The organism is Herpetosiphon geysericola, assembly GCF_001306135.1.
In the GTDB taxonomy this organism is placed as follows: Bacteria; Chloroflexota; Chloroflexia; order Chloroflexales; family Herpetosiphonaceae; genus Herpetosiphon; species Herpetosiphon geysericola.
This window is the reverse complement of record NZ_LGKP01000013.1, coordinates 24366-51000: the sequence shown is the minus strand read 5'-3', so window position 1 is coordinate 51000 and position 26635 is coordinate 24366. Positions and strand designations below refer to the sequence as shown.

The following is a 26635-nucleotide window of genomic DNA, read 5'->3' as shown; positions in this document are numbered from 1 at the left end:
AGCAGCCGCTTAATCATTGCTTAATTAGTTGTATAATAAGCCTTGCTGTTTTGTGGAAAGGAATATCTATGCGTTTTGGTCGTTCATGGGTGATCATTTTTGCAGTGGTAAGCATTGCCCTGATTAGTGTGATCACGGCAACTGCAATGGTTACACCCAGCGTCAGCTCATCTGATGGGCTATGGGCGAATGTTGCTGAACAGAGCATTCAACAAAAAGGCTCGCGCGAAATTATTCCAACGGTCTATCGCACGGTTAGCCTCGATTTGGCCTTGCTCGAACAACACTTGAGCCGCGTGCCACAAGAAGCCCAAACTAAAGTTCAAAAATCTGGGCTGATTTTGGATTTGCCCTTGCCCAACGGCCAATTTGGTAAATTCCGAGTCGTCGAATCGCCAATTATGGCGCCAGCCTTGGCCGCCAAGTTTCCCGAAATTCGCACCTTCTTGGCCCAATCAATCGATCAACCAAGCACCAGTGCGCGGCTTGATCTGACGCCACGCGGCTTTCATGGCATGATTTTGAGCGAATCAGGCCGGATTTTTATCGACCCCTACAGCCGCAACGACACCAGCAACTATATTGTGTACGATAGCCGTAACTTTATGGCTGATCCCAATAAGTTGGCCGAACGCACAGGCATCGATTACGAGCCAAATCTATTGGATAACGCCCCATTAACCGTGCCAGAACGCTATTCAATTGGCGAAACCTTGCGCACCTATCGCTTGGCCATGGCCGCCACTGGCGAATATACCGCCTTCCACGGTGGCACAGTCAGCGGTGCAATGGCGGCAATCGTCACCAGCATGAACCGCGTCAATGGCATCTACGAACGCGATCTGTCAGTGCGCATGGAATTGATCGCCAACAATGATCTAATTGTCTATACCAACGCCAGCAGCGACCCCTACACCAACAATAGCGGTAGCACGATGCTTGGCCAAAACCAAACCAACTTAACCAGCGTGATCGGCAGCGCCAACTATGATATTGGCCACGTCTTCAGCACTGGTGGCGGTGGGGTTGCCTCATTGCGCTCAGTCTGTTCAACCAGCAACAAAGCTCGTGGCGTAACTGGCTCAGGCTCACCAGTTGGCGACGCATTTGATGTTGATTATGTTGCCCACGAAATTGGCCATCAATTTGGTGGCAACCACACCTTCAACGGCACAACTGGCAGCTGTGGCGGCAGCAATCGCTCAAGCGGTGCGGCCTACGAACCAGGCAGCGGCTCGACGATTATGGCCTACGCAGGCATCTGTGGCTCCGAAAACTTGCAGCCAAACAGCGATTTTGATTTCCACGTCAAGAGCTTGGAAGAAATTTCGGCCTTCATCACCACTGGTGGCGGCGCAACGTGTGGCACGACCCAACAAACTGGCAATACCCCACCAGTCGCCAACGCAGGCAGCGATTACACGATTCCTGCTAACACACCATTTGAATTGACCGCCAGCGCGACCGATGCAGAAGACAATAGCCTGACCTACGATTGGGAACAATATGATTTGGGAGCTGCTTCGCCACCAAATACCGATAACGGCACCCGCCCAATCTTCCGCAGTTTCAATTCAACTGTGAATAATGTGCGCACCCTGCCTAAACTCAGCGATATTTTGAACAACACCAGCACCATTGGCGAAGCATTGCCAACCACCAACCGCACCTTGACCTTCCGCTTGACTGTGCGTGACAATCACGCTGGGGCTGGTGGCTATGGCTTGGATACAGCGGTGCTGACGGTCAACAATAGCGCTGGCCCCTTCCAAGTAACTGCGCCAAATACAGCAATTGCTTGGACAGGCGATGCTAACGAAACCGTCACCTGGGATGTAGCCAATACCACAGCGGCGCCAATTAACTGTGCCAATGTGAATATTTTGCTCTCAACCGATGGCGGCACCAGCTTCAATGCCTTGGTGAGCAATACGCCAAATGATGGCAGCGAAACCGTGGTTGCCCCAAACGTCAATGCAGCTGCTGCGCGGATCAAAGTGCGTTGTGCAGATAATATCTTCTTTGATATTTCCAACGCCAACTTTACAATCAACGGGGTCAATATCACGCCAACGCCAATTACCCCAACGGCGACGGCAACCACAACCCCAACTCGCACACCAACCGCAACGCCAGCAACGGTTAGCCCAACCGCAACCAACACCGCAACCCCAACGGCGAGCGTTACTCCAAGCGCCAGCGTCACGCCAAGTGTAAGCGTCACGCCAACGCCAACGGAGCAAAAGGTCTACTTGCCAATCGCAAGCAAGCAATAAGCTGCTTAACAACCATCCAACTCCCCAATTGTACGTAGTATGCTGCGTACAGTTGGGGAGTTTTTTTATGCCTGTTATTTGTTGGTTCCGACGCGATTTACGCTTGGCTGATCATCGCGCCTTGCATGCTGCGGTCGCGGCAAGCGCTGGCGAGGTCATTCCAGTTTTTATTTTCGATGATGCGATTTTGCACGATGGCTATGTGGGAGCAGCCTTAACTGGCGTGACCCTCGCCATGCTCACAGCGCTCGATCACGATTTGCGTCAGTTGGGCAGCCGCTTGATTGTGCGCCATGGCCAACCGCTAGCCGAATTGCAAGCCCTCGTGCGCGAAACTCAAGCCAGCGGCGTATATTGGAATCGCGATTATTTGCCGTATGCAATTAAGCGCGATACTGCGGTCAAACTCTGGCTACGCCAAGCAGGCCTGCAAGCCCATTCGTTTCACGATAGCGTTTTAGTCGAGCCTGAAGGGCTAAAAACCAAAGGCCAGCAAAAGCCGTATCTGGTGTTTGGATCATATGTCAAGCGCTGGAGCGAATTGGCTTATGCGCAGGCCGAGCAACTTGTGCCAGCGCCCACCAAGCTTGTTCCTCCGGATGCTGATTTAAGCAGCTTGCCAATTCCAAGTTTGGCCGATTTGGGTTTTGAATTGCAGCAAACGCTGCCTACGCTTGGCGAAGCAGCAGCCCAACAGCGCTTAAGCCAATTTTTTGATCGGCGACGCAGTTTATCGGTCTTGAAGTATGACGATGCCCGCGAGCTACCCGCCGAAGCTGGCACCTCGCAGCTTTCGGTCGATTTGCGCATGGGCAGCATTTCGATACGCCAATGTCTGCAACGCGCCGTCGATCTGCTGACCGAGCCGCTCAGCGCGGAGCAGCGCCAAGGCGTCGATACCTGGATCAAAGAATTGGCATGGCGCGATTATTACACCCAATTGATCTATCACAATCCGCAGATGCTCAAACAGTCGCTCGATCCGCGCTACGATCAGATTGAATGGCGCAACGATCCTGCCGAATTTAGCGCATGGCAACAGGGCCAAACTGGCTATCCAATTGTCGATGCAGGCCAACGCCAGCTCAACCAAATGGCGTGGATGCACAATCGGGTGCGGATGATCAGCGCCTCGTTTTTAGTCAAAGATTTGCTGATCGATTGGCGGTGGGGCGAGCGCTATTTTATGCAGCAATTATGCGATGCAGACCCGACCGCTAATAATGGCGGCTGGCAGTGGGCGGCAGGCTCAAGCGGGCCATCGGCTCAACCCTATTTTCGCATTTTCAACCCAATTGCCCAGAGCAAAAAGCACGATCCGCACGGCACATACATTCGGCGCTTTGTGCCCGAGCTAGCCAACGTGCCGAATCGCTATATTCACGAGCCATGGACAATGCCGCAAACCCTGCAAGAACACCTTGGCTGTGTGATTGGCCGCGATTATCCAGCGCCGCTGGTTGATCATGGTTTTGCCCGCGAACGAGCACTTGCCGCCTATCGCGAAGCCTTGCAGCAACCAGCAGAGGAATAATTATTCAACTTGATGTTGGCGTGGCCAAGGGCGTAAAAACTCCATATTGCCATCATCGAGCCTACCCAGCCGCAACATGAGCAAATCGAGCAGGTAATTTTGATAGAGCTTCCATGGGCGGTTGCGGCCTTGGCGTGGCAAATGACTGATCACTCGTTGCACATAACTGGAAGTAAAATTCAGCGCTGGCTCGCTGGCCATGGCTGGATTAAAATTCTTGGGCACACAATACGCATAGCCATGGCGATCCATATACTTCAACAAACGGCACACATACATCGAAGTTAATTCGCATTTGAGCGTCCACGAAGCGTTGGTATAGCCAAAAGCCAAAGCCAAATTCGGCACATCGCTCAGCATCATGCCTTTGTAATTCAGGGTTGTGCCCAGCTCGACCTTGCGCCCATCAACCAGCACTTCAATCCCGCTGAGCAAGCGCAAATTCAGGCCAGTGGCAGTCACAATTAGATCAGCACTCAAGGTTTGGCCCGATTTAAGCTGAATGCCGGTTGGGGTGAAATGCTCAATCTGATCGGTCACAACGCTGGCGTGGCCCGCTTTCAAGGCCTTGAAAAAATCGCCATCAGGCACTAAACACAGCCGTTGATCCCATGGATTGTACTTTGGCGTAAAGTGCAGTTTAGCATTGTAGCTTTCGCCAAGCTCCTGCTGGGCCATTTTGATCAAAGCGCGTTTGGCAACGCTCGGCAAGCCACGCATCAACAGATAATAGAAGATACTTTGGATAATCGCGCGCCAGCGAATCACATGAAAGGCCAATGTGGCTGGCAACCAACGCCGAATGCGCTCAGCACTTTGATCATGGGCTGGCTGAGCCACAACATAGCTTGGCGAACGTTGGAGCATCGTCACATGGGCTGCTTGCTTGGCCATTGCTGGCACCAAGGTAATTGCGGTTGCGCCACTGCCAATTACAACCACGCGTTGATCGCGATAATCGAGCTGCTGTGGCCAGGCTTGGGGATGCACCACCCGCCCTTGGAATTGGCTTAAACTCGGCCATTCTGGCGTGTAGCCTTGGCTATAATCGTAGTAGCCACCGCACATATAGAGAAAATTACAGCGATATTGCACCCAATCGCCTTCAGCCAAGCGCTCAACCTCGACCGTCCAAAGCGCTTGCTCCGACGACCAACTGACCCGCCGCACCATCTGCCCAAAACGAATCTGCTGATCAATGCCATAGATTTGGGCAGTTTCACGAATATAGTGTAAAATCGAGGCCCCATCGGCAATCGCCTTGGAGCTGTGCCAAGGCCGAAAGGCGTAGCCCAGCGTATACATATCCGAATCCGAGCGAATGCCAGGATAGCGAAACAGATCCCATGTGCCGCCAATGGCCGTGCGGCCTTCCAAAATAGCATAGCGTTTGTTTGGGCAGCGAGTTTGCACATAATAGGCAGCGCTAATGCCCGATAAACCAGCTCCAACAATCAACACATCAAAATCAAGTGTTTGCATTGCCAACCTCATCAAACCAATAGCCCATTATACCAAGCGTTGGGCTATTCAAGCCATGGAAAGCCATCTGGATTGGCGGTAGCGCGCTCGATCAGGGTTGCAAGATTGTGGCTACGCACCTGATCAAGAAATGGGAAATCGTAGGGTTCAACCGTAAGTTTGGCAATTGGCGCAACCTCGTGCACACTCGCCCATTCCATAATTTGCAGCGTCATGCCGCGTTTATAACTGCGTGGTTTGGCCACAAAGCCAGCGCGCGTCAGAATGTAAATCGTGCCTGCCCGCCATGGCTGGCGCTGATGCGCCTGATCATCGATGGAGAAGAAATAATGGGGATCAGCGAAGCTACCATCTTCATTAACACTGCGAAAACAGGCATTCAACAACGAAACCTCTGCTTGGCCGCGCTCAAGAATGGCATAAAAAATGGGCCAAATACCATCAGAGGCCGCATACACTGCCAACTGGTTACCAAACTCGACAATATCGCTCGCTTGACGTGGCACAAGCGTCGCTAAATTTGGGTTGCCAGAGCCATGAAACAGCACCGGCTTGTGTTCTGCAAGATAGGCCAAAAATTGCCAGCGCGGCGAATCAACCAATGCGGTTAGGTCGATCAGCGTGGATGAGGCTTCGATTGTGGCCCAAATTGCCTCGAATTGGGCAAGTTGGCTCGGCTCGTTTGGCAAGCTAGGCCGTCGTAAGTAGTAACTAGGCTGCATACTCCTCCTTTGCAAATTGCGCTTGGCTACTGGTGTTTTGGCTGCCTTTAGCGTTTAAACCCAGCCAAATCTATACCAAAATTGAAACTTAAAAATGATTGACAAATCTCAAGCGATCAACTACCCTATACCGTGAAAGAAGGGGATTTCCCCATACACTAACTCAATCAATGTTGTCAAATTCATAGCAATCGTCACTACTCATGCTCAATCCACCCATAAACGGGTTTGGGTTAATTATGCAGCATGGTGTGGGCAGATGCGCAACAGTTCATAGCATGCATTTGTGCCCGCGTTGGCAATGCTATTGGGCAGTAGCAGGAAAGGAAGCCGTTGATGGGCAAAACCAAACATCTGCGCTGGTTGCTTGCTGGCCTTGGATTGCTGCTCGGCGGCATCATTATCGCTGCCATCTTGCCCGAAACATGGTTCGCGCGCCCAACCACAACCGATGTGTGTGGCAATGCGATTGTGCCCGTGCCCATGGCCACCCAACGTGCCATGCAAACAACCATGTATTCAATGGATATTTTACGCCAAGCCTTTGCCGAAGGCCGGATTAGCCGCGATCAGTTCTATCTTTACCAGATATATCTCGTGGATTATCGCGAGAAGTATCCTGACGCACTCCGTGGCAATCATAGGGACCCTTGGAACCCACGCGAACGGGGATTTGAGCGCGACACGTTTCTAGACACACGAGAGAAATTCTGTACGTTTAGCCCCTGTGTACAACAGAAGTTAAATAGCATCCGTTTTCAATCAAAGCTGCACTGTCAGCAGGGCCAGGCTGTCACGATCACACCGTTACTGGAACGCACACCAACGCCATAATGCAGAAAGGAAGTCGTTGATGGGCAAAAACAAACATCTGCGCTGGTTGCTTGCTGGCCTTGGATTGCTGCTCAGTGGAATCATTATCGTTGCCATCCTGCCCGAAACATGGTTCGCGCGCCCAACCACAACCGATGTGTGTGGCAATGCGATTGTGCCCGTGCCCATGGCCACCCAACGTGCCATGCAAACAACCATGTATTCAATGGATATTTTACGCCAAGCCTTTGCCGAAGGCCGGATTAGCCGCGATCAGTTCTATCTTTACCAGATATATCTCGTGGATTATCGCGAGAAGTATCCTGACGCACTCCGTGGCAATCATAGGGACCCTTGGAACCCACGCGAACGGGGATTTGAGCGCGACACGTTTCTAGACACACGAGAGAAATTCTGTACGTTTAGCCCCTGTATGCAACAGGAGTTAAATAGCATCCGTTTTCGATCAAAGTTGCACTGTCAGCAGGGCCAAGTTGTCACGATCACACCGTTACTGGAAGGCACGCCAACGCCATAATCGGGTGTTGCGATGAATGATTGAATGTCTCAATTGCTAGAGACTCATTGCTCTCTAGCCATAGCGCTGGAGTTGTTGCTCGACCCATGGAACGCCATCGAGCAAAGCGATCGAGAGCCAAGGGTTGGTGGAATCAAGCGCTTCCACGATTGTGCGCAGTTCCCATAGTTCAGCGGCAACAGCGCAATTACGCCATACAGCATAAATAAGCTGGATACTTTCGGCGATTTGTTGCTGTTCAACATAGTAAGCAACAATCTGGCGTAGAGCTTCGATTCGTTTGGATAGCGAATTAAAGCTCGGCACAAGCTCATAGGCGCTAATAGGATCAGCAGCTTGTAACAACGCTGGCACTAAATATTCCAAGACAAAATCTTTTTCTTCCCAAGGATCGCCATTTATAATCAACTCCTTAGCAAAGGCCAAATCGCCACATTTGGCATAGGTCATGGCGACAGTTTCAAGCCCCAAATTAAGAGCCATTTGGTGTATTTCAGCAATCAGCGCTTGGAGTGCAGGCCGATTATCAACATCGGCATAGCCATTGGCAACTGTTCTAAGCGCCCGCGCACGTTTCTGAACCTCTGAAATTTGCAATGCATACTGATAGGCTTTGGTAAAGAACTCAGCATGGCCACGCACTGCGTAATCAGTACAAATCTCAGTCAAGCAATTAAACAGATCGTCTGCATAGCTGCTTGGTTTTATGCCATCGGCGAGGCTTAGCAGATCAGTCAAAAATGCTTGGGTATCTGTATCAGGAGCATGGTTAAGATAGGTTGCAGCAACGTAGCGGTAAGCAACAACTTTGGGTCGGGTTTGGCTAACAATCGATTGGGAAATGGTATGCGCATAGCGCAACCAATCAATACACGCAGCATAATTGCCTTGCTTCGCATAGGCTCGGGCAATTTCACAAAGAACGCCAACATAAACATACTCTTTTGATACTGGGTAGCGCATAGTTCTGATGGAATTTAATAATTTGCTAAGATAGTGATTGGAGCCATAGTAAATTTGAAGCAACGCCAGATCCTTAATCTGCTGAAGCTTGCGGATTGGATCGGGTATCTGGTTACAGGCAGCAATAACTTCCGCCCAATAGGCTTGCGCCTGCTTGGCCAAACCAAGTTTATGCGCTTGAATGACAATTCCACAGAGATTTGACCGATAGTCGTCGGGATGAAATGATCCTAACTGTAGAATTGTATAGGCTTGCTCAATCTCGCCACTAGCAGCATAACGACTACTGAGGTATTGAATAATACTCGACCGCGATTTCGGTGTAGCCATTGCCTGGATAATCGTACTTGCCTCGGCTAACATCCCATAGGAATGATATTGACGTACAAGCTCTGAACCAGCCCAAGTCTGCCTAGTTTGAGTTTCAATTGTGGGCAATAGCTGGGTAGCTTCACGAAGCATGGTTTCACCGAGTGACTTAAATCCATTGGGCAACGCTGTGATGGCAAGGTTACAAAGCAAACGAATCGGCGTAGTAGAATCAACCGCTTTGGCGTAGGGCAAGGCTGCAAGCAAATAGCGTTGCGTTTGAGCATAATCCTGTTGCTCTATTGCCCGAGTTGCGAGCATTTCGAAAAGGTCAACCGCCAAATATGGCGCTATACCTTGATCAATAATCTGGCGCACCGAATCAATAGCACCATGGTTGAGATAGATCTTGGCTTTCTCAAATTCCAAAGAATATTCAAATGCTGGTTGAAGACCAGTTAACAAGGCAGCTTGAACGACTTGCTGACAAAGATCAGCGTAGTCATAATGCTTGACCATTTGAGCTAACAGTCGCAATAGATACATGTGCTCATTGACGAGTACTCTTGATGTCGCGGTATCAACTATGGTAGCTAATGCCTGCTCAAACGTGCTATGCGCCTGATCGTGCATGGCGTGCTCAGCATAGGTGTTGGCGATGGACAGCAAACTTTTTACAGTATTGTAATTCTGAACATGCTCAGCTAATGCCAGCCGCACAGCAGCAAGCAACTCATCAATTTGTACATAGTTGCCATAGCTGCGCGCCAACGAACAATAACATTCAACCCGCAGATGCGGATCAACAATCAGTTGAATCATTGTTTCTGCAAGATCAGGCTCAGCATGGGTGCAATACCACTCAGCGAGCGCAGCATAGGCTGGATCGCGACTGTGCCAATCAGTAATTGTGGCCGCTAAATCAACGGCAGTTGCTCCATCACTATGCTCAATATAGATCAAAACCAATTCACGCCGAAAACGATCCGATTCGATTGCAGTATGTAAACTCCGAGCTTTGGCCAAATTCCCTTGATTCAAGTAACCCTTAATCAACGCTGGTAGCGCCAAGAGTTGCGATTCATTGTTCAATCGTTCGTTTCTGGCGTGGGCCTTGATCAACAATGCTTGGGCTTGTTGCTGGTTGCCAACGCGCCACTCGACCGTTGCAAGCATAGCGTTGAGTATGACCACATGCTCAGAATAAGCAAAGGGAATAGTTTCGGTTAATAATTGGCGTGCTTGTGCAAATTCAGCAACCGCAATTAACGTCGTCGCCAAAAGTACTGCACTCTTAAGCTGATACTTTGGAACTTGAATCTGCTTAATAATACCCGCAGCTTGGGCTAAATTAACTTGATTGATTGCCGTTTCTACGCAATGAGCCAAGGTTTGATCGCGAGTATCGTCAAGCGTGCGTGCAATTGATAATGCCTGATCTAGCATATCGTTATCAGCATAGGCTAGCGCAAGCTGATGCAGCGCATAATCCCGCTCTCGGTGATCGTGCATACTGCGGGCAACTTGCTCCATGCGCTGAAAGATCGTCAAGCGGCGATCTGGCTCTGCATACGGCACAATCCAAGCCCACAAAAGCACTTGGCGCATTGGATCAGAGCAAATCTCAATCTGGGCCAAGGCTTCGGCTACCCGCCCAACCACTGCTAAAATCACAAACACATAATCATCCCATTGATCTGCATGGCTGGTGAGGTTGGTGCGCAGCAGGCTATAGCGCCACAGTCGCGGCAATAGTTCAAGCTGCTGTTCAAGGCTTTGGCCTGCTGCAATCACACTCTCGCGCGCCCGATCCAAATCGAGGCCATACAAGCGCGTGCTTGGCTCAAAGCGAATTTTCTGCGCTCCATAATCGCCTGCATCAATCACCTGCCACAAATCAGCCCAACGCTCTGCTTGCGCCAAGTGGGTAATGTAATGCTGGCGTGCATACCAGCGCCGTGCCTGTTCGACGGGATCGCTGCTCTCCTGCCAAATTGCATCAAGCTCAGCTCCACACCAGTCGGCCATTCGGCTATGCCATTCGCGCAGTTCAAGGGGCGTAAATTCGTGATCTTGCAAATAGGCATGAAACAACAAATGGCGCAATACTAAGCGCTGATCGGCGGCAGTACTGACCCAACCTGCGAGCAGCGCGATCGGTGCTGACAGCGCTGCGACTGGTTGATCAAGTATTGCTGCGAGCAAGGCGGGCGTCAATGGCTCTTGGCTCACCAACAAAACCGCCAAGCTGGGCCGCATGATCATGTGCCATTCGGTTGGCGCGAGGGCTTGAATCCGTGCCAAACTCAGCCGAAACAGATTGGTCGAATCAGCAATGCTTTGGTCGATGATGGGCACAACTTCAGCAACAGGCATTGTGCTCATAGCCCGCGCTGCCAACTCCACCAACAAGGCATTGCCCTTGAGCGCTTGGGCTAATTGTTGTAATCGGTGCGATTCAAGCGCTGGTTGCAGCATTTGCCAACGGGTAATCGCATCGGCCTCGCTCAAAGGCGGCACGCTGTAAATCACGCCCTGTTCAAGTGCCAGGCTTGCAAGGCTCTCGTTGGGCCTTGCGCCAAGCACAATTACAATCCCCGGCGGCAGCCGCAAGGGCAAAAACGTCAAATCGCGACTACCATCAACTTCTGGTTGCAGCTGATCCAAGCCATCAAGATAGATTGTTTCGGTAATGCCGCTCTCCGAGAGCGTTTGTAGTATGCGCCCAAATTCCAAGCGTAGTGCAGGGTAACTGTCGGTAGGAAAATAGCCATTGGTCAAATTGTGCTTAAGCATTAATTGGGCAACGATGCTGCGCAACAGATCGAGTTGATAGGCGCGGCCCGGGGTAAGGGCAATAAAGTGATGCGGCGTATGCTCCAAGCCTGCACGCACGATTAATTGGGCGATGAGGCTGCTTTTGCCTTCGCCAGCACCGCCAGTCACCAAGACATAGCCGCCTGTCGGGCAGGTTTGGGCGATTAACTGATTAATTGCTGCTTGTTCCGTCACTCGCCCAACGAAGCCAGCTAACCGAAGCTGGAGCAAGCGCACGCTTTCGCGATGCATCGCTGCTGCCCGTAGTTCATGTTCATTAATTGACATTCTGCTTCTCTCTAAGCTACAAAAACAAACTTCGGCCAGCTTGCAGGAAAATTGCGTGGCTGTTGGATCACAAATCATCAACCACGCAATCATCGATCAATATGCGTCCATTAGCGGTGGGCCGCGAGATCGTGATAGGCCCACAGCACATTGACGACCGTCCAGTGATCATTGATTTTGACAATATGCATATAATCGATCCACTCATCAGCGGTCAACTTTACGCTGGCAACAACGCCTTGCACATCGAGAATTTCAACGGTTTTTTGTGGATTTGGCGGAAACTTATCGCCTGCCTGATTGTAACTTGCCGCTAGCAAAATCATCTCTTCGGCGCTTGCTTCGCGCAAATATTCCTTGCCAGTGCCGCGATGCGTCCAGACCGTGCGTTTGACCATGCGCGGATGAATACTGCGCTGCATTTGTTCAGGGTTGAGCGTATGCTGAGATTCCAAATAGTCGAGGGCCGCTTGCTGAATTGCCGCAATGTCGTCGCTAGTTGCCTGGTTCATTCATAACTCCGGTTATGCACCACAATGAGGATTACGCGTGCTGCTCAATCAATTAAGCAACGTTCTTAGTCTAGAAGCTCAAGCCATAGCTTGTCAATCGGTCGTTCGCATGAAAGGTGTCAGGGATGAGCGGTCAGGGATCAGGAACCGCGAAGCAGCTTGTTTGCCACGAATTCCACGAATTGCATGAAGGTGAGGAATGCCAATCAACGCTGGTCTTTCAGCTACCCAATGATAGCACCCCCTAACCCCTGACCCCGATGCCCAACCTCCAACACTCTTGAAAAACCCCTTCAATGCACCTATAGTGGCAGTATAGATTTAATGTGTGGTTGAGGATGTTATGTCAAACGATCAAATTCGCTTCGACGATGGCGCAAGCTATGAGCGCTATATGGGTGTATGGAGCCAACTGGTAGCAGCCAAATTTCTGGCTTGGCTCGCTCCGCAAAACGGCTTAAGCTGGCTTGATGTTGGCTGTGGCAACGGCGCGTTTACCGAAATAATCTTCAAACAATGCCAACCAAGCGCCGTCACGGGGATCGATCCAGCACCAGCCCAAATTGGCTATGCCCGCCAACGCTTGGCAGATTATCCAGTCAAACTGGAGGAAGGCGATGCCCAAAACCTGCCTTTGGATGCTAACAGTGTCAATATCGCCGTTATGCCCTTGGTGATTTTCTTTGTGCCAGAGCCTGCCAAAGGCGTTGCCGAAATGGCACGGGTGGTTGCCCCAGGCGGAACCGTTGCGGCCTACGCTTGGGATATGCTTGGCGGCGGCTTTCCCTATGCCTCGTTACAAGCAGCTTTGGTTAATACAGGCATCAGCGTGCCACGTCCGCCGAGCGCCGAGGCCTCGCAAATGGCGGTTATGCAAGAGCTTTGGCAACAGGCAGGCCTGATGAATCTTGAAAGCGAAGTCATCAGCGTAACCCGCACGTTTGTTGATTTTGCTGATTATTGGCAAACTGTGCTTGGCGCACCCAGCGTTGGCCCACAACTGAATGCCATGAGTGCCGCTGAGCAACAAGCCTTCCAAACCCAGATCCGCGCATCTCTACCGCTTGAAACCAATGGCCAGATCACGCTTCACGCCCATGTCAATGCGATCAAAGGCATTGTAGCGCAATAGTTCAAAGTCACACTGATAGCCAATCAACTATCAGTGTGGCGTTTTTATTTAATGCATGTTGATGGCGCTTGGTTTAGCATCGTTGCAATTGATCGTAAGCTGTAAGCGTGGTGTAATACTCTATTAATATCTCAGCCCTATACTAACAACAGCAACGTGGATCTATTTGGGCTAGCCAAACGTAGGTTGGGTTAGTGGTTGCTAGTTATAAGGATGCTGAGCATGAAAAAGATTCCCTCATCGGAGATAACTCCCGAAGCGTTGTTCCATTCGCGCCGCCAATTTATTAAGGGCGCAGCGGCCTTGGTTGGCAGCGCCGCGCTGTTAGCCGCCTGCGGCAGCGAAGACACCAGCAATCTGCCAGCTGGCGTTGATGTGCAAACTCCCTACGAATCGATCATCAACTACAACAATTTTTATGAATTTAGCACCGATAAAGAAGCAGTTGCCGCAAAATCCAAAAACTTCACTACCACGCCATGGACGGTTGAAGTTGGCGGCTTGGTCAACAAACCCCAAACCTTTGCAATCGAAGATTTGCTTAAGCAGTTTACTCAAGAAGAACGAGTGTATCGTTTGCGCTGTGTCGAAGGCTGGTCGATGGTCATTCCTTGGACGGGATTTAGCCTTGCTGGCTTGTTGAAACAAGTTGAGCCAACCAGCGCTGCCAAATATGTGCGCTTTGAAACCGTGATGCGCCCCGAAGAAATGCCCGGCCAAAATAGCAGCTACTACACTTGGCCCTATGTCGAGGGCTTGCGGCTCGACGAAGCGATGAACGATTTGACCTTGATGGCAACTGGAGTCTATGGTAAGCCTATTTTGCCCCAAAATGGTGCGCCGTTGCGCCTCGCCGTGCCATGGAAATATGGCTTCAAAAGCATCAAATCGATCGTCAAAATTGAGCTTGTGGCCGAGCAACCAACCAGTTTGTGGATGAACGCAGCGCCAGATGAATATGGCTTCTATGCCAATGTTAATCCCGATGTGCCCCACCCACGTTGGTCACAATCCAGCGAGCGCCGCATTGGCGAGGTAGGCCGCCGCCGCACCTTGCCCTTCAATGGCTACGCCGATGAAGTCGCTTCGTTGTACAAAGATATGGATTTAGCTGTCAATTATTAAAAGGTAGCTTGCATGCTCAATCAACTCAAACGTCATTGGCTACGCTATTTGGTCCATATCGGGTGTCTGGTGCCGTTTGGGTTATTGATTATCGATTATCTAAACGATCAGTTAACTGTCAACCCGATTCAGGCAGCAACCTTGCGCACAGGCAAAACTGCATTAATTATTTTGGTGCTCTCACTCGTTTGTACGCCAATCAAGACCTTTACCCCATTTAAACAGGTCACGGCGTTGCGCCGACCATTGGGCTTATACGCTTTTTTCTATGTTTGCTTGCACCTGTTGATTTTTGTGGCCTGGGATTATGGCTTCGATTGGGAGTTTATCGGCGAGGCGATCGGCGAAAAACGCTATATCATCGTTGGCTTAATTGCCTGGCTCTTGCTCATTCCGTTGGCCATTACCTCGACCAAAGGCTGGATGCGGCGGCTCGGCAAGCGCTGGCGGCTTTTACATCGGCTGGTTTATCTAATCGCTGGCTTAGCAGTGTTGCATTATGTCTGGTTAGTCAAGGCTGATGTGCGCGAACCGCTACTGTATGGCCTGGCGATTGTCATTCTCTTATTGTTGCGCTTGCCAGCATTCCGCCGTTGGCAACAGCGCCAACATAAACAGCCAAAACCGCTTGATCGCTCAACTGAAACTTCCTAAAATCACAAGGCGCAACGATTGCAATAATCGTTGCGCCTTGGCTGTTTAGTCGCGAGCGTATCGTGGATAGTCCAGCGTTGGAACTAGCCTACGGTGCAATTGCAGGATACGCGTTGCGAACCAACATGGCGAATTGTGATGAGAACCAGCGCCCTGCGTGGGGTGCTCCCGCCAACGCATTGGTTGGGTACGCGGGGTTGTAGCGGTTTTGGGCATTCGGGTCACACATTGCGTCAAACTGCTTGGCGGGGTCGGTTGGGTCAATCACCCCTGCCGTTGCCACGCCGTCGGATTCGCCTGGAGGCTTGACCCACACATAGGCATCAATCCCCGTCAATGGGGCTGCCGTTGGCCGTTCGCCAATCCCGGCCCCTGCTTGGTTACACCAGCCACCACGGTGTGGGCGCCGATCCAACTTCGAATCGTTGACATAGATTTCCAACGAGTTCGAACTGCTCACCGCCGTTGGCCGAGCGGTGCCACCCCAACCGTTACGGCTGGTATCAATCAACATCCCAATCCCACTTGGGAAGCCGGCGCTGATGAAGGCGTTGCGCATCGCCACCACATAATCCACTTCGTCGAAGTACGGGTTCCATTCGTAGAACAACGACGAGCGAATCGGATTGCCACCACCCAAGGTCAAGCCCGAGTTGGGCAAGAACACTTCGTTCAATGGCGTGTAGTTGGCCGTGTTCGAGATGAAGCCATCGATCCCACTCAAACCTTTGGTCGTACCGCGCACCGTTTGGGTGTACAGCTGAATCGCTGGCGTGAAGTTGCTGTCCCAGCCCAACCAACCAGAGTGGGCAATGTCCATGTAGATGTAGACGTTGCTGGTCACATTCAGTTTGTTGATGGCATATTGGACCCCTTGGACATACGCGCCGCTCGAAATCGCTTCGGCACAGGCCGGAATGTTGGCGTTGGTCACCAAGTTCGAGAGGGAATCTGGTTCCAATACCACCACAATCCGCAACGGTGCATATTTGCTCTCGCCCACAATCGCGGCAATTGGGTCGATATATTCCGCTTTGTAGCGAGCCAAGCCATTTTCCGCAATTTTCAACTCACCGTTTGAAGCCAAAGCGGCACAGTCGCGGTTGGGCAAGTCATAGACGACAATCGTAATCGCAACTTGTTGGCCGCTGGTTTGTTGTTGCACGAGCGCTGCATCCAAGTGACCACGCAAGCCCATCGATTCGCTGCTACCAGCGATGGCGGCAATCCGATCCAACCAGACAGCGGTTGGATACTCAGCAACTTTGCGCATTTGTGAACCAAGTGTGCCACCAGTGGCATCGGCTTCGGCGTTCACGCGGGCAGCATATTCGCTATTGATGTAGCCTTGGGCGCCAACAAAGGGGTTTGGCACGTGGACACCAGGAACGCTGGTTGGGGCTGGTGTGCTCGTTGGGGCTGGCGTGCTGGTTGGAGCAGGCGTGCCAACTGGCGTGCTAGTTGCAGGAACCGTCGTTGCAACTGGAGTTGTAGTTGGGTTGGTCGATTGCGAAATTGCAGGATACGCGTTGCGAACCAACATGGCGAATTGGGCTGAGAACCAGCGCCCTGCGTGGGGTGCTCCCGCCAATGCATTGGTTGGGTACGCTGGGTTGTAGCGGTTTTGAGCATTCGGGTCACACATCGCGTCAAACTGCTTGGCGGGGTCGGTGGGGTCAATCACCCCTGCCGTCGCCACGCCGTCGGATTCGCCTGGAGGCTTGACCCACACATAGGCATCAATCCCACTCACTGGTGCTGCCGTTGGCCGTTCGCCAATCCCGGCCCCTGCTTGGTTACACCAGCCACCACGGTGTGGACGCCGATCCAACTTCGAATCGTTGACATAGATTTCCAACGAGTTCGAGCTGCTTACCGCCGTTGGCCGAGCCGTGCCACCCCAACCGTTACGGCTGGTATCAATCAACATCCCAATCCCACTTGGGAAGCCGGCGCTGATGAAGGCGTTGCGCATCGCCACCACATAATCCACTTCGTCGAAGTACGGGTTCCATTCGTAGAACAACGATGAGCGAATCGGATTGCCACCACCCAAGGTCAAGCCCGAGTTGGGCAAGAACACTTCGTTCAATGGCGTGTAGTTCGCGGTGTTCGAGATGAAGCCATCGATCCCACTCAAGCCTTTGGTCGTGCCGCGCACCGTTTGGGTGTACAGCTGAATCGCAGGCGTGAAGTTGCTATCCCAGCCCAACCAACCGGAGTGGGCAATGTCCATGTAGATGTAGACATTGCTGGTCACATTCAGTTTGTTGATGGCATATTGGACACCTTGGACATATGCACCGCTCGAAATCGCTTCGGCACAGGCCGGAATGTTGGCGTTGGTCACCAAGTTCGAAAGGGAATCTGGTTCCAGCACCACCACAATCCGCAACGAGGCATATTTGCTCTCGCCCACAATCGCCGCAATCGGGTCGATATACTCCGCTTTGTAGCGAGCCAAGCCATTTTCCGCGATTTTCAACTCGCCGTTTGAAGCCAAAGCCGCACAGTCGCGGTTGGGCAAGTCGTAGACGACAATCGTAATCGCAACTTGTTGGCCGCTGGTTTGTTGTTGCACGAGCGCTGCATCCAAGTGACCGCGCAAGCCCATCGATTCGCTGCTGCCAGCGATGGCGGCAATCCGATCCAACCAAACGGCGGTTGGATACTCAGCAACCTTGCGCATTTGTGAACCAAGTGTGCCACCAGTGGCATTGGCTTCGGCGTTCACGCGGGCAGCATATTCGCTATTGATGTAGCCTTGGGCGCCAACAAAGGGGTTTGCAACGTGAATTCCAGGCTCAGTGGTTGGAGCTGGCGTATTCGTTGGGACGTTAGTTGGAACAGTCGTGTTGGTTGGGCGCGTGGTTGCGCTGGCAACTGGAGTGTTCGTCGGAACGTTGGTTGGGCGCGTGGTTGCGCTTGGAACCGGTGTATTGGTTACAACATTCGTTGGAACAGTCGTGTTGGTTGGGCGCGTGGTTGCGCTGGCAACTGGAGTGTTCGTCGGAACAGTGGTGGGAACCGTTGTGTTGGTTGGGACACTCGTTGGAACTACGGTGCCACCACAGGTTACACCATTGAGGGTAAAAGCGGTTGGTTTGGCATTTGCGCCACTATAGGTTGCTTGGAAACCGAAGTTTACCGTGCCACCAGTGCCAATATTGCCATTCCAGCCAGCGTTGCTGACGTTAACATTCGCCCCAGTTTGGGCCACAACCCCACCCCAAAGATTTGAGATGTTCTGGTTGCCTGCGAATGACCAGCCAACTATCCAGTTTGAAACCGCTGAACCAGTGTTTTTGAGGGTTACATCGCCAATAAAACCGCTACCCCAATCGTTAGCAATATTATAGACGACTTCGCAGCTGGTAGCTGCGGCGGTTGGTTTGGCATTAAGTTGGCCTAAGCCACTGCTAACCACGGCGGTTAAAAGAACCAGAATTAATCCACGGGAATTAAAGATCCGAGCCATCGAATTCGCCTCCTTGCGTAGTATGTGTACTCTTCATCGATTAAAACGCGCATGGTTTTATGTACACAAACAATTCATTGTCGTTCAACGTGGAAACTGCTTGAAGTGGATATCCTCCTTTGGAACCGGTCTCATTTACAGTGCTTAATTGCCTGAAAAGAGAGATTGGGATGGAGGCGAGGACGTTTTTTGAGATCGATCCCAAAACTATTACAAAAATGTTAAAGCTTTTAATCAACTTTGTCAATAGGATTTCTTTAGAAATTTTTAAGTAAAAATTGATTAGGCGAAAGTCGGTTTGGTGGCAACGTTTTTGGTACAATAACAACACGCATTTTCAGGACATAAAGGATCAGATTGCCATGCCGAATTCGTTACGAACCGCCGAGCCTCGCGTCGATCAAGCTACGATCACCAACTTACTTCAGAGCTTTGATTGGCGCTCAACGCCGCTTGGGGCAATGGAAACATGGCCAACTACCATGCGCAGCATCGTGGATATGATGCTGGCGGTTCCGGTTGCGATCGCCACGTTATGGGGCAGGCAAGGCCTGCTAATCTACAATGCTAGCTATTCGACCATCGCTGGTTCGCGCCACCCTGAGCTTTTTGGCCGTCCAATTCTTGAAGCGTGGCCTGAAATTGCCGATTTTAATCAAGCGATCCTCGATCAGGTGTTTACAGGCCAAAGCCTGACCTATGAAAAGCACGCTTTGATGCTCCAACGGAATGGGCGTACTGAACAAGCATGGTTTGACTTAAGTTATAGCCCAATCGTTGATCAACAGGGCGAAATTCTGGGAGTTATGGCCTTAGTTGTCGAAATAACGTCGCAAGTGCTGGCTGAGCAACAACGCTATCGCGCCGAAGAACGCTATCAATTAGCCTTAGATGCTGGCTTGTTAATCGGCACATGGGATTGGGATATTGTGGCCGATCGCTGTATCGTCGATCCCCGTTTTGCCGAGTATTTTTCGCTTGATCCGGTGCTTGCAAGCCAAGGCGTGAGCGTCAGCACCATGTTTGAGTCAATTCATCCTGATGATCGCCCAAGCATTGCGCACTTGATCGAATCAGCGATTCATAATGGCCAATCGTATCAGGCCGAATATCGGGTGCGCCACCGCGATGGTGGCTATCGTTGGGTCGAAGCAAGTGGCTTTTGTATTTTTGAAAATAATCAACCACAGCGCTTTCCTGGCGTGCTGATCGATATTACCGAACGCAAGCGCCGCGAAGATGCTTTGGCCCATAGCGAAGCCCGTTTACGAGCAATTTTCGATACCTTGCCAGTTGGTTTGGTCTTTGCCGAAACTCCGACCGGACGAATTACCGATGGCAATGCCCATGTCGAGCGCATTTTGCTACATCCGGTTTTGCCGTCGCCTGCAACCGATGCCTATGGCGAATGGATTGCCTACGACGAAAATAATCAACTTGTACCAATCCACGAATATCCGCTAGCGATTGCCGTGCAAACTGGTCAAGTTTCCGAGCGCGATTTTCACTATCAACGCGGCGATGGCTCGCGGGCGTGGATTAAGGTTATCGGCGGCCCCGTCCGCGACCTTGATAATACGATCACTGGTGGATTAATCACAATTATTGATATTGACCGCGAAAAACGCACCGAAAAACAACTCCAAGCGCTCAATAACGATCTCGAAGGCTTGGTGGCCCAACGCACCCGCGAACGCGACCGCATTTGGTTGGTCAGCCAAGATCTCTTGGGCATTGCCGATCCAGACGGCAATTGGCTTTCGATCAATCCTGCTTGGCAACGCACGCTCGGCTGGGATGATGCAGATATTCTTGGCCGCACCAGCACTTGGCTAGAACACCCAGACGATCAGGAGCGCACCCAGCAAGAAATTACCAAATTGGCGCGGGGAATTCCCACCAGCTCGTTTGAAAATCGGTTCCGCGATCGCGATGGTAAGTATCATTGGCTTTCGTGGACGGCAGTGCTCGACAATAAATACCTGTACTGTGTTGCCCGCGATATTACCAGCGAAAAACAACGCCAAGCTGAAATCGAGGTCATGCAAACCCAACTCCGTCAATCGCAAAAAATGGAGGCAATTGGCCAATTAACTGGTGGGATTGCCCACGATTTTAATAATATTTTGACTAGCATTTTGGGTGGGCTTGATTTGTTACAACGTCGGATTAATGCTGGCCGTTTTGATACGATTGAACGCTATATCAATAGCGCAGTCAAATCGGCCAAGCGCGCAGCAGCCTTGACCCAACGCCTGCTTGCCTTTTCGCGCCAACAAGCGCTCGATGTGCAGCCAATCAATGTTAATAGCCTAATTCAATCGCTTGACGATTTGCTCCAACGCAGCCTTGGCGAACAGATTCAGGTCGAAACCACGCTTGGCAGCGATGTTTGGCGGGTACAAACTGATGCCAATCAATTGGAAAACGCCCTACTCAACTTAGCGATCAATGCCCGCGATGCCATGCCATACGGCGGAACGCTGCGGATTGCAACCAGCAACCTCAACGCTCAACAAGCCATTCAACAACAGCTTGACCCAGCAGACTATGTGTTGATCGAGGTTGCCGACACTGGGACTGGGATGAGTAGTGAGATCGTCGAACGCGCCTTTGATCCGTTTTTTACCACCAAACCACTCGGCCAAGGCACAGGCTTGGGCTTATCGATGATTTATGGCTTTATCAAACAAATTGGCGGCCATATTCACATTGACAGCCAACTTGAGCAAGGCACCACGATTAAGCTCTATTTGCCGCGCGATGAAAGCGGCATCGACCCGAATTTTGCTGCCGAATCGGCCCAATCCCGGAGCATTGAAGGGGCAACGATTTTGGTCGTCGAGGATGATGAGGCTGTGCGCATGGTGTTAATTGATGTGCTTGGCGAGTTGGGCTACCATACCCTCGAATCGTATGATGCAACGAGTGCCTTAGCAATTTTTGCCCAAAATATCCCAATTGATTTGATGATTACTGATATTGGCCTGCCCAAAACCGATGGCTACGATTTATCACTCCAGATTCGCCAGCGCTACCCAAACTTACCAATTTTGTTGGTCAGTGGCTATACTGATCGGGCGGCTGTGCGCAGCGGCCAGCTAGAACAATATATGGAATTACTCAGCAAACCATTTGAAATTACCGATTTGGCCAATAAAATTCACGACCTGCTGCAACAAAGCCACTAGCAAGCCCGCTACCTAGAAGCAAGCTCGCCAGTGGCTACCAACATTGAGCGAGCCTGCTGCCTAGAAGCAAACTCACTGCACGAACAATTATGGAGCAACGCTACAAGCAACTCCATTCAAAACAAAGTTGGTTGGCACAGCATTGCTGCCATTATGGCTTGCGATAAAGCCAAAGCTTTGCGTACCATTGGTTGCAATCGTCGCATTCCAATCGGCGCTATGCTTGGCTGTCACTGCTGTGCCAGTTTGCGTCAAAACCGTGTTCCAACTGCTGCTAATTGTTTGACCATTGGCAAAATTCCAGGTCAACGTCCAGCCACCGCTAATCGGCGCACCCAACTTTGTGATTGTTAGATTGCCAGTAAAGCCCGTGTTCCACTGATTGACCGCATAATTGATTCTGCAACCACCAGCCGACGGCGTGGATGTTGCGGTTGGCACGCTGGTTGGCGTTGGAGTCAATGACAGTGCGGTTGGCGTAGTTGTCGCTGGTACGCGAGTCGCTGTTGCAGTGGCTGGCACGCGAGTCGCGGTTGGCGTGTTAGTCGCAGGCACAAAGGTTGGCGTGCCAGTTGCTGGAACCCGCGTCGCCGTTGCGGTTGCAGGCGCACTGGTTGCCGTAGCTGGCACGCTGGTTGCGGTTGCCGTGGCTGGGGCTGGCGTAGTGGTCGGGGTTGAGCCAGCGATATCGCCATAAATAACCCCGCGCCCGTTCGTCCCAATATACACGCGGCCATAAATTCGGGGATCGCCAGTAATCGTTTCATTGGTCGAGCCATATTGATGTTGATCATCGTTGATGCGCACCCAAGTTGTGCCGCCATCATCCGAGCGGAAGAAGCCCTCAGCTCCATCAATCGTGCCAGTAATATAGATTGCCTGATAGCTCTGGCCTGGTGCAGCCTTGCCAAAACCAACCACGTTGGCAACTTGAACTCCAGCAATTTTGCTGAAGCTTGTGCCACCATTGGTCGAATGATACAAGCCATCGTTGCGCCCAGCCAACCAAACATCGCCTTCAATCCCTGGGACTGCTTTGATTTTGGTGGTTTCAGCAGGCAAGTTGCTGGCAACGAGGCTAAAGTTTAAGCCGCCATCGGTGCTGCGGTAGAAGCTACCTGCGGCAATGCCATAGAAAGTTTTGGCATTAACCCGATCGGCAACCACCACTGCGCCACTTGGAATCCCAGCGCTGGCCGTCCATGAGTTGCCACAACCACTGGCCACGCTCACTGGAGCGCTCGTACCGCTCCAAATAAGGTTGGCACCATCGGCGGCAACAGCAACTTTACCGCCACCAACTGCGCCAGTTGGTTCACTCGAAGCATGAGACCAGTTCTTGCCACCATCCCACGAACAGGCTAATTTTTTGGTTGTGCTGCCTTCAGAAACATAGCCAACCCGCGCCATCGTCGTTGGCATCTTTTCAGCAAAATCGATGCCAGTTGATGTACCAAGCTGCAAGCCGTTCGACCATGATGGGGCTACGTTCAGGCTAGTATGGTAAAAACCAGCAATATCGCCCAATGAGCTGACCAAATTCGCGCCCGATGGTGGGCTAATCAAATCGAGCACTGCCGTTTCTTCAAGCCCATGCGCGCGCACATCCAAGTCAACCGTGCCACCAGTGTCCCAAGCGGTCAAATTGCTGGTGCCATAAATGGTTGCGCCTGTGCCATACAGCAGCGTATTCGAATCAAAAGGATCAATTTCGATATCACCGATCATCCAGCCCAATTTTGGTGCAACTTCCGGCGCATTGGCCGTGCCACCAAAATCAAGCCATGGCGCGGTGCTAATAGTTTGGGTATAGCGGAAAATCCGTTCTGGATAATTGCCCCACGACCAAATGCCGCTCCAGGTTGCCCCGCCATCGGTGCTGCGATAGAGCAAGGCATCGGGCCACCATGAATTAAGGCTGCTGACCACCAAGGTATTGGGGTTTTGGGCATCAACCGCCAAGCCGCCATAGCCAAAATAATCGTCGGCGCTGCTCGAAGGAATGGGGCTAATATTCGTCCACGTTTGATTGGCGGTGTTATATTTCCAAACATCACCCTTGCCGCCATCGTAAGGCCCAGGCGTATCGCTGTAGGTGATGTAGAGCATGCCATTGGAGGCCAATGTTGCGTGATGCGGAAAATAGCCAGCAGTTGGTTGGCCCGCCAAGGCAGCCCAAGTTGCGCCGCCGTCAGTGCTGCGATAAATGCTGGTGGTCGTATCGACCACACCTGCATAAATTACCTGCGAAGCGCTGCCATTGCTGCCGCTACGCGGGTCAAATGTCACCCACACAACCCCAGTTCGGTCGCCAAAATAGGGATCGGTGTAGTTGCCGACTGCCGAAAAACTCGTCACTTTGGCCCATGTCACCCCATAATCGGTGCTGCGCCAAAGCCCTTGGCCGCGCGTCCCAAGATAGAGCACGCTATTTTTGTTGGGGTCAATTGCCAAGCGTTCGCCCATCGAGCGGCCTGGCATATTACCACCAAGCTTAAAGGGCAAATCAGTGCGGCTCCAGGTATTGCCTTTATCATTCGAGCGTAAAATTGCACCGTTAGCCGAAGTCCAATCGTTGGTATACGTACCAGCGGCCAAATAGAGGCGATTGGGTTCAACAGGGTCGGTAGCTAAGCTCTCAATCCCTGTCCAATTCCAATCGGTTGCATTAATCCAGTCGGTCAGCGGAATCCAACGTTTGGTCGTTGGGTTCCAACGATAGGCGCCGCCAATATCGGTACGCGCATAGACCAAATTGCGTTCGCTCTGGTTATAAACAATGCCCGGCACAAAACCGCCGCCAACAATCTCAGCATTGGCCCATGTATAGGGCTGGCTGCTTGCCGCCCGCGATTGCGGTACGGCGACCATTGCTTGAATCACGCCTGCAAACAGCACCACTACTGCTGCGGCCATCTTTAGCATACGCATAGATGGGGTCTCCTTTGCACCCTAGGATCAAATCTATTAGGTAAAGCAGCAGGCAAGCACAAAGTATAATCGAAGCAAGAATGGGCTTGGCCTTATGAGGAACAATCTAGAATTTCCCTTGGAATCGATTCCAAGAACTACAGTAGTCTAGAGCTTACTACGCTCAATGAACAAAGAAACCTCCTTCACTATTGACATTATTGGAACCGGTCTCAAAAATTAAATAGCGGTTAATAAAGCATCTTAGTCAAAAAAAGTAACCTGTCAATACTAAAACTTTAGAATTTATTAAAAAGATGCGGAATGCGCCCGATAAGCCCATGTAATCTCTTGTAATTCCATATGGCGCGTATAGATTGTTGGATCATTCGCGAACAAGTACTCACGTTTCACTTCGAATGCAAAACCATGCTCGATCATGAGATCAAGGGTTGCATCAGTCACTTCTCGATATGTATCAAACTGCGCAGGAAATCGTTCTTCATCATACTCCGATAAAACAATAATCGTGTTGCCACTGTTTTGGAGAAGATAAAACGCAATCATCGCGGTAGCCGATGGGGTAATCAATAATTTCCCGTTTTGTGCAAACAGGTAGATGGGTAAAGGCAATATACTCAGCTTTCGTCGGATTAAACAGAAGCTAACAGATCGTCATTGATTTTTCACCTATTTTTCAATCTGCTAAGCATCAAATACCTAGCGCTCAATTAATGTTTGGAGCCACGCATGGGCTTTGGCTAGCAAACGTTGGGCAATGGCTGTACTAAAGGCCCAATTCTGAAACCCATGCGGCCCGCCAACGACAACTTCAAACGTTACGTCAACAGCAGCAGCCTGCAAACGCTCAGCATAGCGCCGATTTTCTTCATAAAACAAATCAATATCGCCAACCCCAATCCAAGTTGCTGGCAACCCAGCCAAATCGGCACGCCGAGCAGCAGCAGCATAGGCTGGAAGCACATCAATGCTCGGTTTGTGGCCCAAATAGGCTTGCCAACCAAGCATATTCTTGTGGTTATTCCAGACAAAATGATCGATTGCCGTCAAACCGCGATCAAGCGTCGTGCGATCATCAAGCATTGGGCATAACAGCAATTGACCCATTGGCTGCGTTTGACCGGCATCAAACAAGCGCTGGGCCAAACTAGCAGCCAAACCGCCGCCAGCACTTTCACCACCAATAATCACCCGCGTTGGATCAACGCCAAGTGTTGCTGCATGCCGTTGCAGCCAATTCCAGCCCGCCAAACAATCATCAAGCGGCGCAGGAAACGGGTGTTCAGGTGCAAGCCGATAATCAACCGAAACTACCACAATCCCCAATTTTTGGGCCGTCGTGGCACAAAATTGATCATCTTGGGCTGCATTACCAATGATCAGCCCGCCACCATGAATCCATACTAGGGCAGCGCTTGAGTGGCAAGCAGCTGGGCGATAGATGCGCAATGGGGGCTTTAAATCGTTGCGTTGTTCAATCATCACGCCAGCAAACTGCTTGCTTGGGAGGCGTTTGCCCAACCAACGCACAAAACGACGCCCCCAATTGCTGCCAAGTGGCAACGGTGGAATCCGGCGAACATAGGGTTGTAATTCAGGATCGACTCTTGAGAGTTGCATCGCACTGGCCTTTCTTGCTTGGATTACCCTGATTTTGAGCATTGTACTAGCGTTTTGTACAGTAAATGGCAGTATTGCACCAGTAAAAATCCATTTTTTCGCCATTTCGGGCAGGTATGCTAAAGCTGGATCACCCAAGGAGCTTTGATTGATAGCGCGTTCAATCCGCAACATTGAGCTACGAAGAGCTAGGCAGAAACTACAGATAGCTATGGAACAAACATGGATATGGTAACGTTTGATAGGTGTG

General features: G+C 51.2%; 16 protein-coding genes. 8 read left to right on the top strand and 8 right to left on the bottom strand.

The window, feature by feature from the left end; all coding sequences use genetic code 11:
* Positions 1 to 68 precede the first annotated feature (68 nt).
* Positions 69 to 2276 (top strand): reprolysin-like metallopeptidase, encoded by a 2208-nt coding sequence (locus SE18_RS07840; protein ID WP_054533884.1) that lies wholly within the window; start codon positions 69 to 71, stop codon positions 2274 to 2276.
* Between the two features lie 67 nt (positions 2277 to 2343).
* Positions 2344 to 3810, top strand: a complete 1467-nt coding sequence (locus SE18_RS07835) for a cryptochrome/photolyase family protein (RefSeq protein WP_054533883.1) — start codon at positions 2344 to 2346, stop codon at positions 3808 to 3810.
* Here SE18_RS07835 and SE18_RS07830 read toward each other — a convergent pair whose 3' ends face one another.
* Both SE18_RS07830 and SE18_RS07825 read right to left on the bottom strand, forming a co-directional pair.
* Positions 3811 to 5292: a flavin-containing monooxygenase gene (locus SE18_RS07830; protein WP_054533882.1), complete on the bottom strand. Its 1482-nt coding sequence runs from the start codon at positions 5290 to 5292 to the stop codon at positions 3811 to 3813.
* 44 nt (positions 5293 to 5336) lie between these two features.
* Positions 5337 to 6014, bottom strand: a complete 678-nt coding sequence (locus SE18_RS07825; RefSeq protein WP_054533881.1) for a hypothetical protein — start codon at positions 6012 to 6014, stop codon at positions 5337 to 5339.
* Positions 6015 to 6350: 336 nt separating this feature from the next.
* On the opposite strand from SE18_RS07825, the gene SE18_RS07820 reads away from it, so the two are divergent.
* Positions 6351 to 6848, top strand: a complete 498-nt coding sequence (locus tag SE18_RS07820) for a hypothetical protein (protein WP_054533880.1) — start codon at positions 6351 to 6353, stop codon at positions 6846 to 6848.
* 19 nt (positions 6849 to 6867) lie between these two features.
* A complete protein-coding gene (locus SE18_RS07815; RefSeq protein ID WP_054533879.1) occupies positions 6868 to 7365 on the top strand; it encodes a hypothetical protein in 498 nt (165 codons plus the stop codon).
* Positions 7366 to 7419: 54 nt separating this feature from the next.
* Here the strand turns inward: SE18_RS07815 and SE18_RS07810 are convergent, their stop codons facing one another.
* Complete coding sequence (locus SE18_RS07810; protein WP_054533878.1) at positions 7420 to 11742, bottom strand: ATP-binding protein; 4323 nt, start codon at positions 11740 to 11742, stop codon at positions 7420 to 7422.
* Positions 11743 to 11852: 110 nt separating this feature from the next.
* On the bottom strand, positions 11853 to 12254 hold the full coding sequence (locus SE18_RS07805) for a nuclear transport factor 2 family protein (protein WP_054533877.1): 402 nt from the start codon (positions 12252 to 12254) through the stop codon (positions 11853 to 11855).
* Positions 12255 to 12597: 343 nt separating this feature from the next.
* On the opposite strand from SE18_RS07805, the gene SE18_RS07800 reads away from it, so the two are divergent.
* From SE18_RS07800 to SE18_RS07790, 3 genes are all read left to right on the top strand, one after another.
* Positions 12598 to 13386 carry a class I SAM-dependent methyltransferase gene (locus SE18_RS07800; protein ID WP_054533876.1) on the top strand — a complete coding sequence of 263 codons (789 nt, stop codon included), beginning with the start codon at positions 12598 to 12600 and terminating at the stop codon, positions 13384 to 13386.
* A 213-nt stretch (positions 13387 to 13599) separates the two neighbouring features.
* Positions 13600 to 14511 (top strand): protein-methionine-sulfoxide reductase catalytic subunit MsrP, encoded by a 912-nt coding sequence (gene msrP, locus SE18_RS07795; RefSeq protein WP_054533875.1) that lies wholly within the window; start codon positions 13600 to 13602, stop codon positions 14509 to 14511.
* A 12-nt stretch (positions 14512 to 14523) separates the two neighbouring features.
* Positions 14524 to 15165, top strand: a complete 642-nt coding sequence (locus SE18_RS07790; RefSeq protein ID WP_054533874.1) for a protein-methionine-sulfoxide reductase heme-binding subunit MsrQ — start codon at positions 14524 to 14526, stop codon at positions 15163 to 15165.
* A gap of 88 nt (positions 15166 to 15253) precedes the next feature.
* Here SE18_RS07790 and SE18_RS27795 read toward each other — a convergent pair whose 3' ends face one another.
* Complete coding sequence (locus tag SE18_RS27795) at positions 15254 to 18643, bottom strand: glycoside hydrolase family 6 protein (protein WP_201783481.1); 3390 nt, start codon at positions 18641 to 18643, stop codon at positions 15254 to 15256.
* 362 nt (positions 18644 to 19005) lie between these two features.
* Between SE18_RS27795 and SE18_RS07780 the strand changes: the two genes are divergently transcribed.
* Complete coding sequence (locus SE18_RS07780; protein ID WP_054533873.1) at positions 19006 to 21834, top strand: hybrid sensor histidine kinase/response regulator; 2829 nt, start codon at positions 19006 to 19008, stop codon at positions 21832 to 21834.
* A gap of 87 nt (positions 21835 to 21921) precedes the next feature.
* On the opposite strand, the gene SE18_RS07775 is transcribed toward SE18_RS07780, so the two are convergent.
* The 3 genes from SE18_RS07775 to SE18_RS07765 all read right to left on the bottom strand — a co-directional run bounded on the left by SE18_RS07775 (position 21922) and on the right by SE18_RS07765 (position 26385).
* The gene (locus tag SE18_RS07775; protein ID WP_407928476.1) at positions 21922 to 24759 is read right to left on the bottom strand and encodes a cellulose binding domain-containing protein; all 2838 of its coding nucleotides are present in this window, start codon (positions 24757 to 24759) and stop codon (positions 21922 to 21924) included.
* Between the two features lie 294 nt (positions 24760 to 25053).
* Positions 25054 to 25335 carry a hypothetical protein gene (locus SE18_RS07770; protein ID WP_054533871.1) on the bottom strand — a complete coding sequence of 94 codons (282 nt, stop codon included), beginning with the start codon at positions 25333 to 25335 and terminating at the stop codon, positions 25054 to 25056.
* 129 nt (positions 25336 to 25464) lie between these two features.
* Positions 25465 to 26385: an alpha/beta hydrolase gene (locus SE18_RS07765; protein ID WP_054533992.1), complete on the bottom strand. Its 921-nt coding sequence runs from the start codon at positions 26383 to 26385 to the stop codon at positions 25465 to 25467.
* Positions 26386 to 26635: the final 250 nt, after the last annotated feature.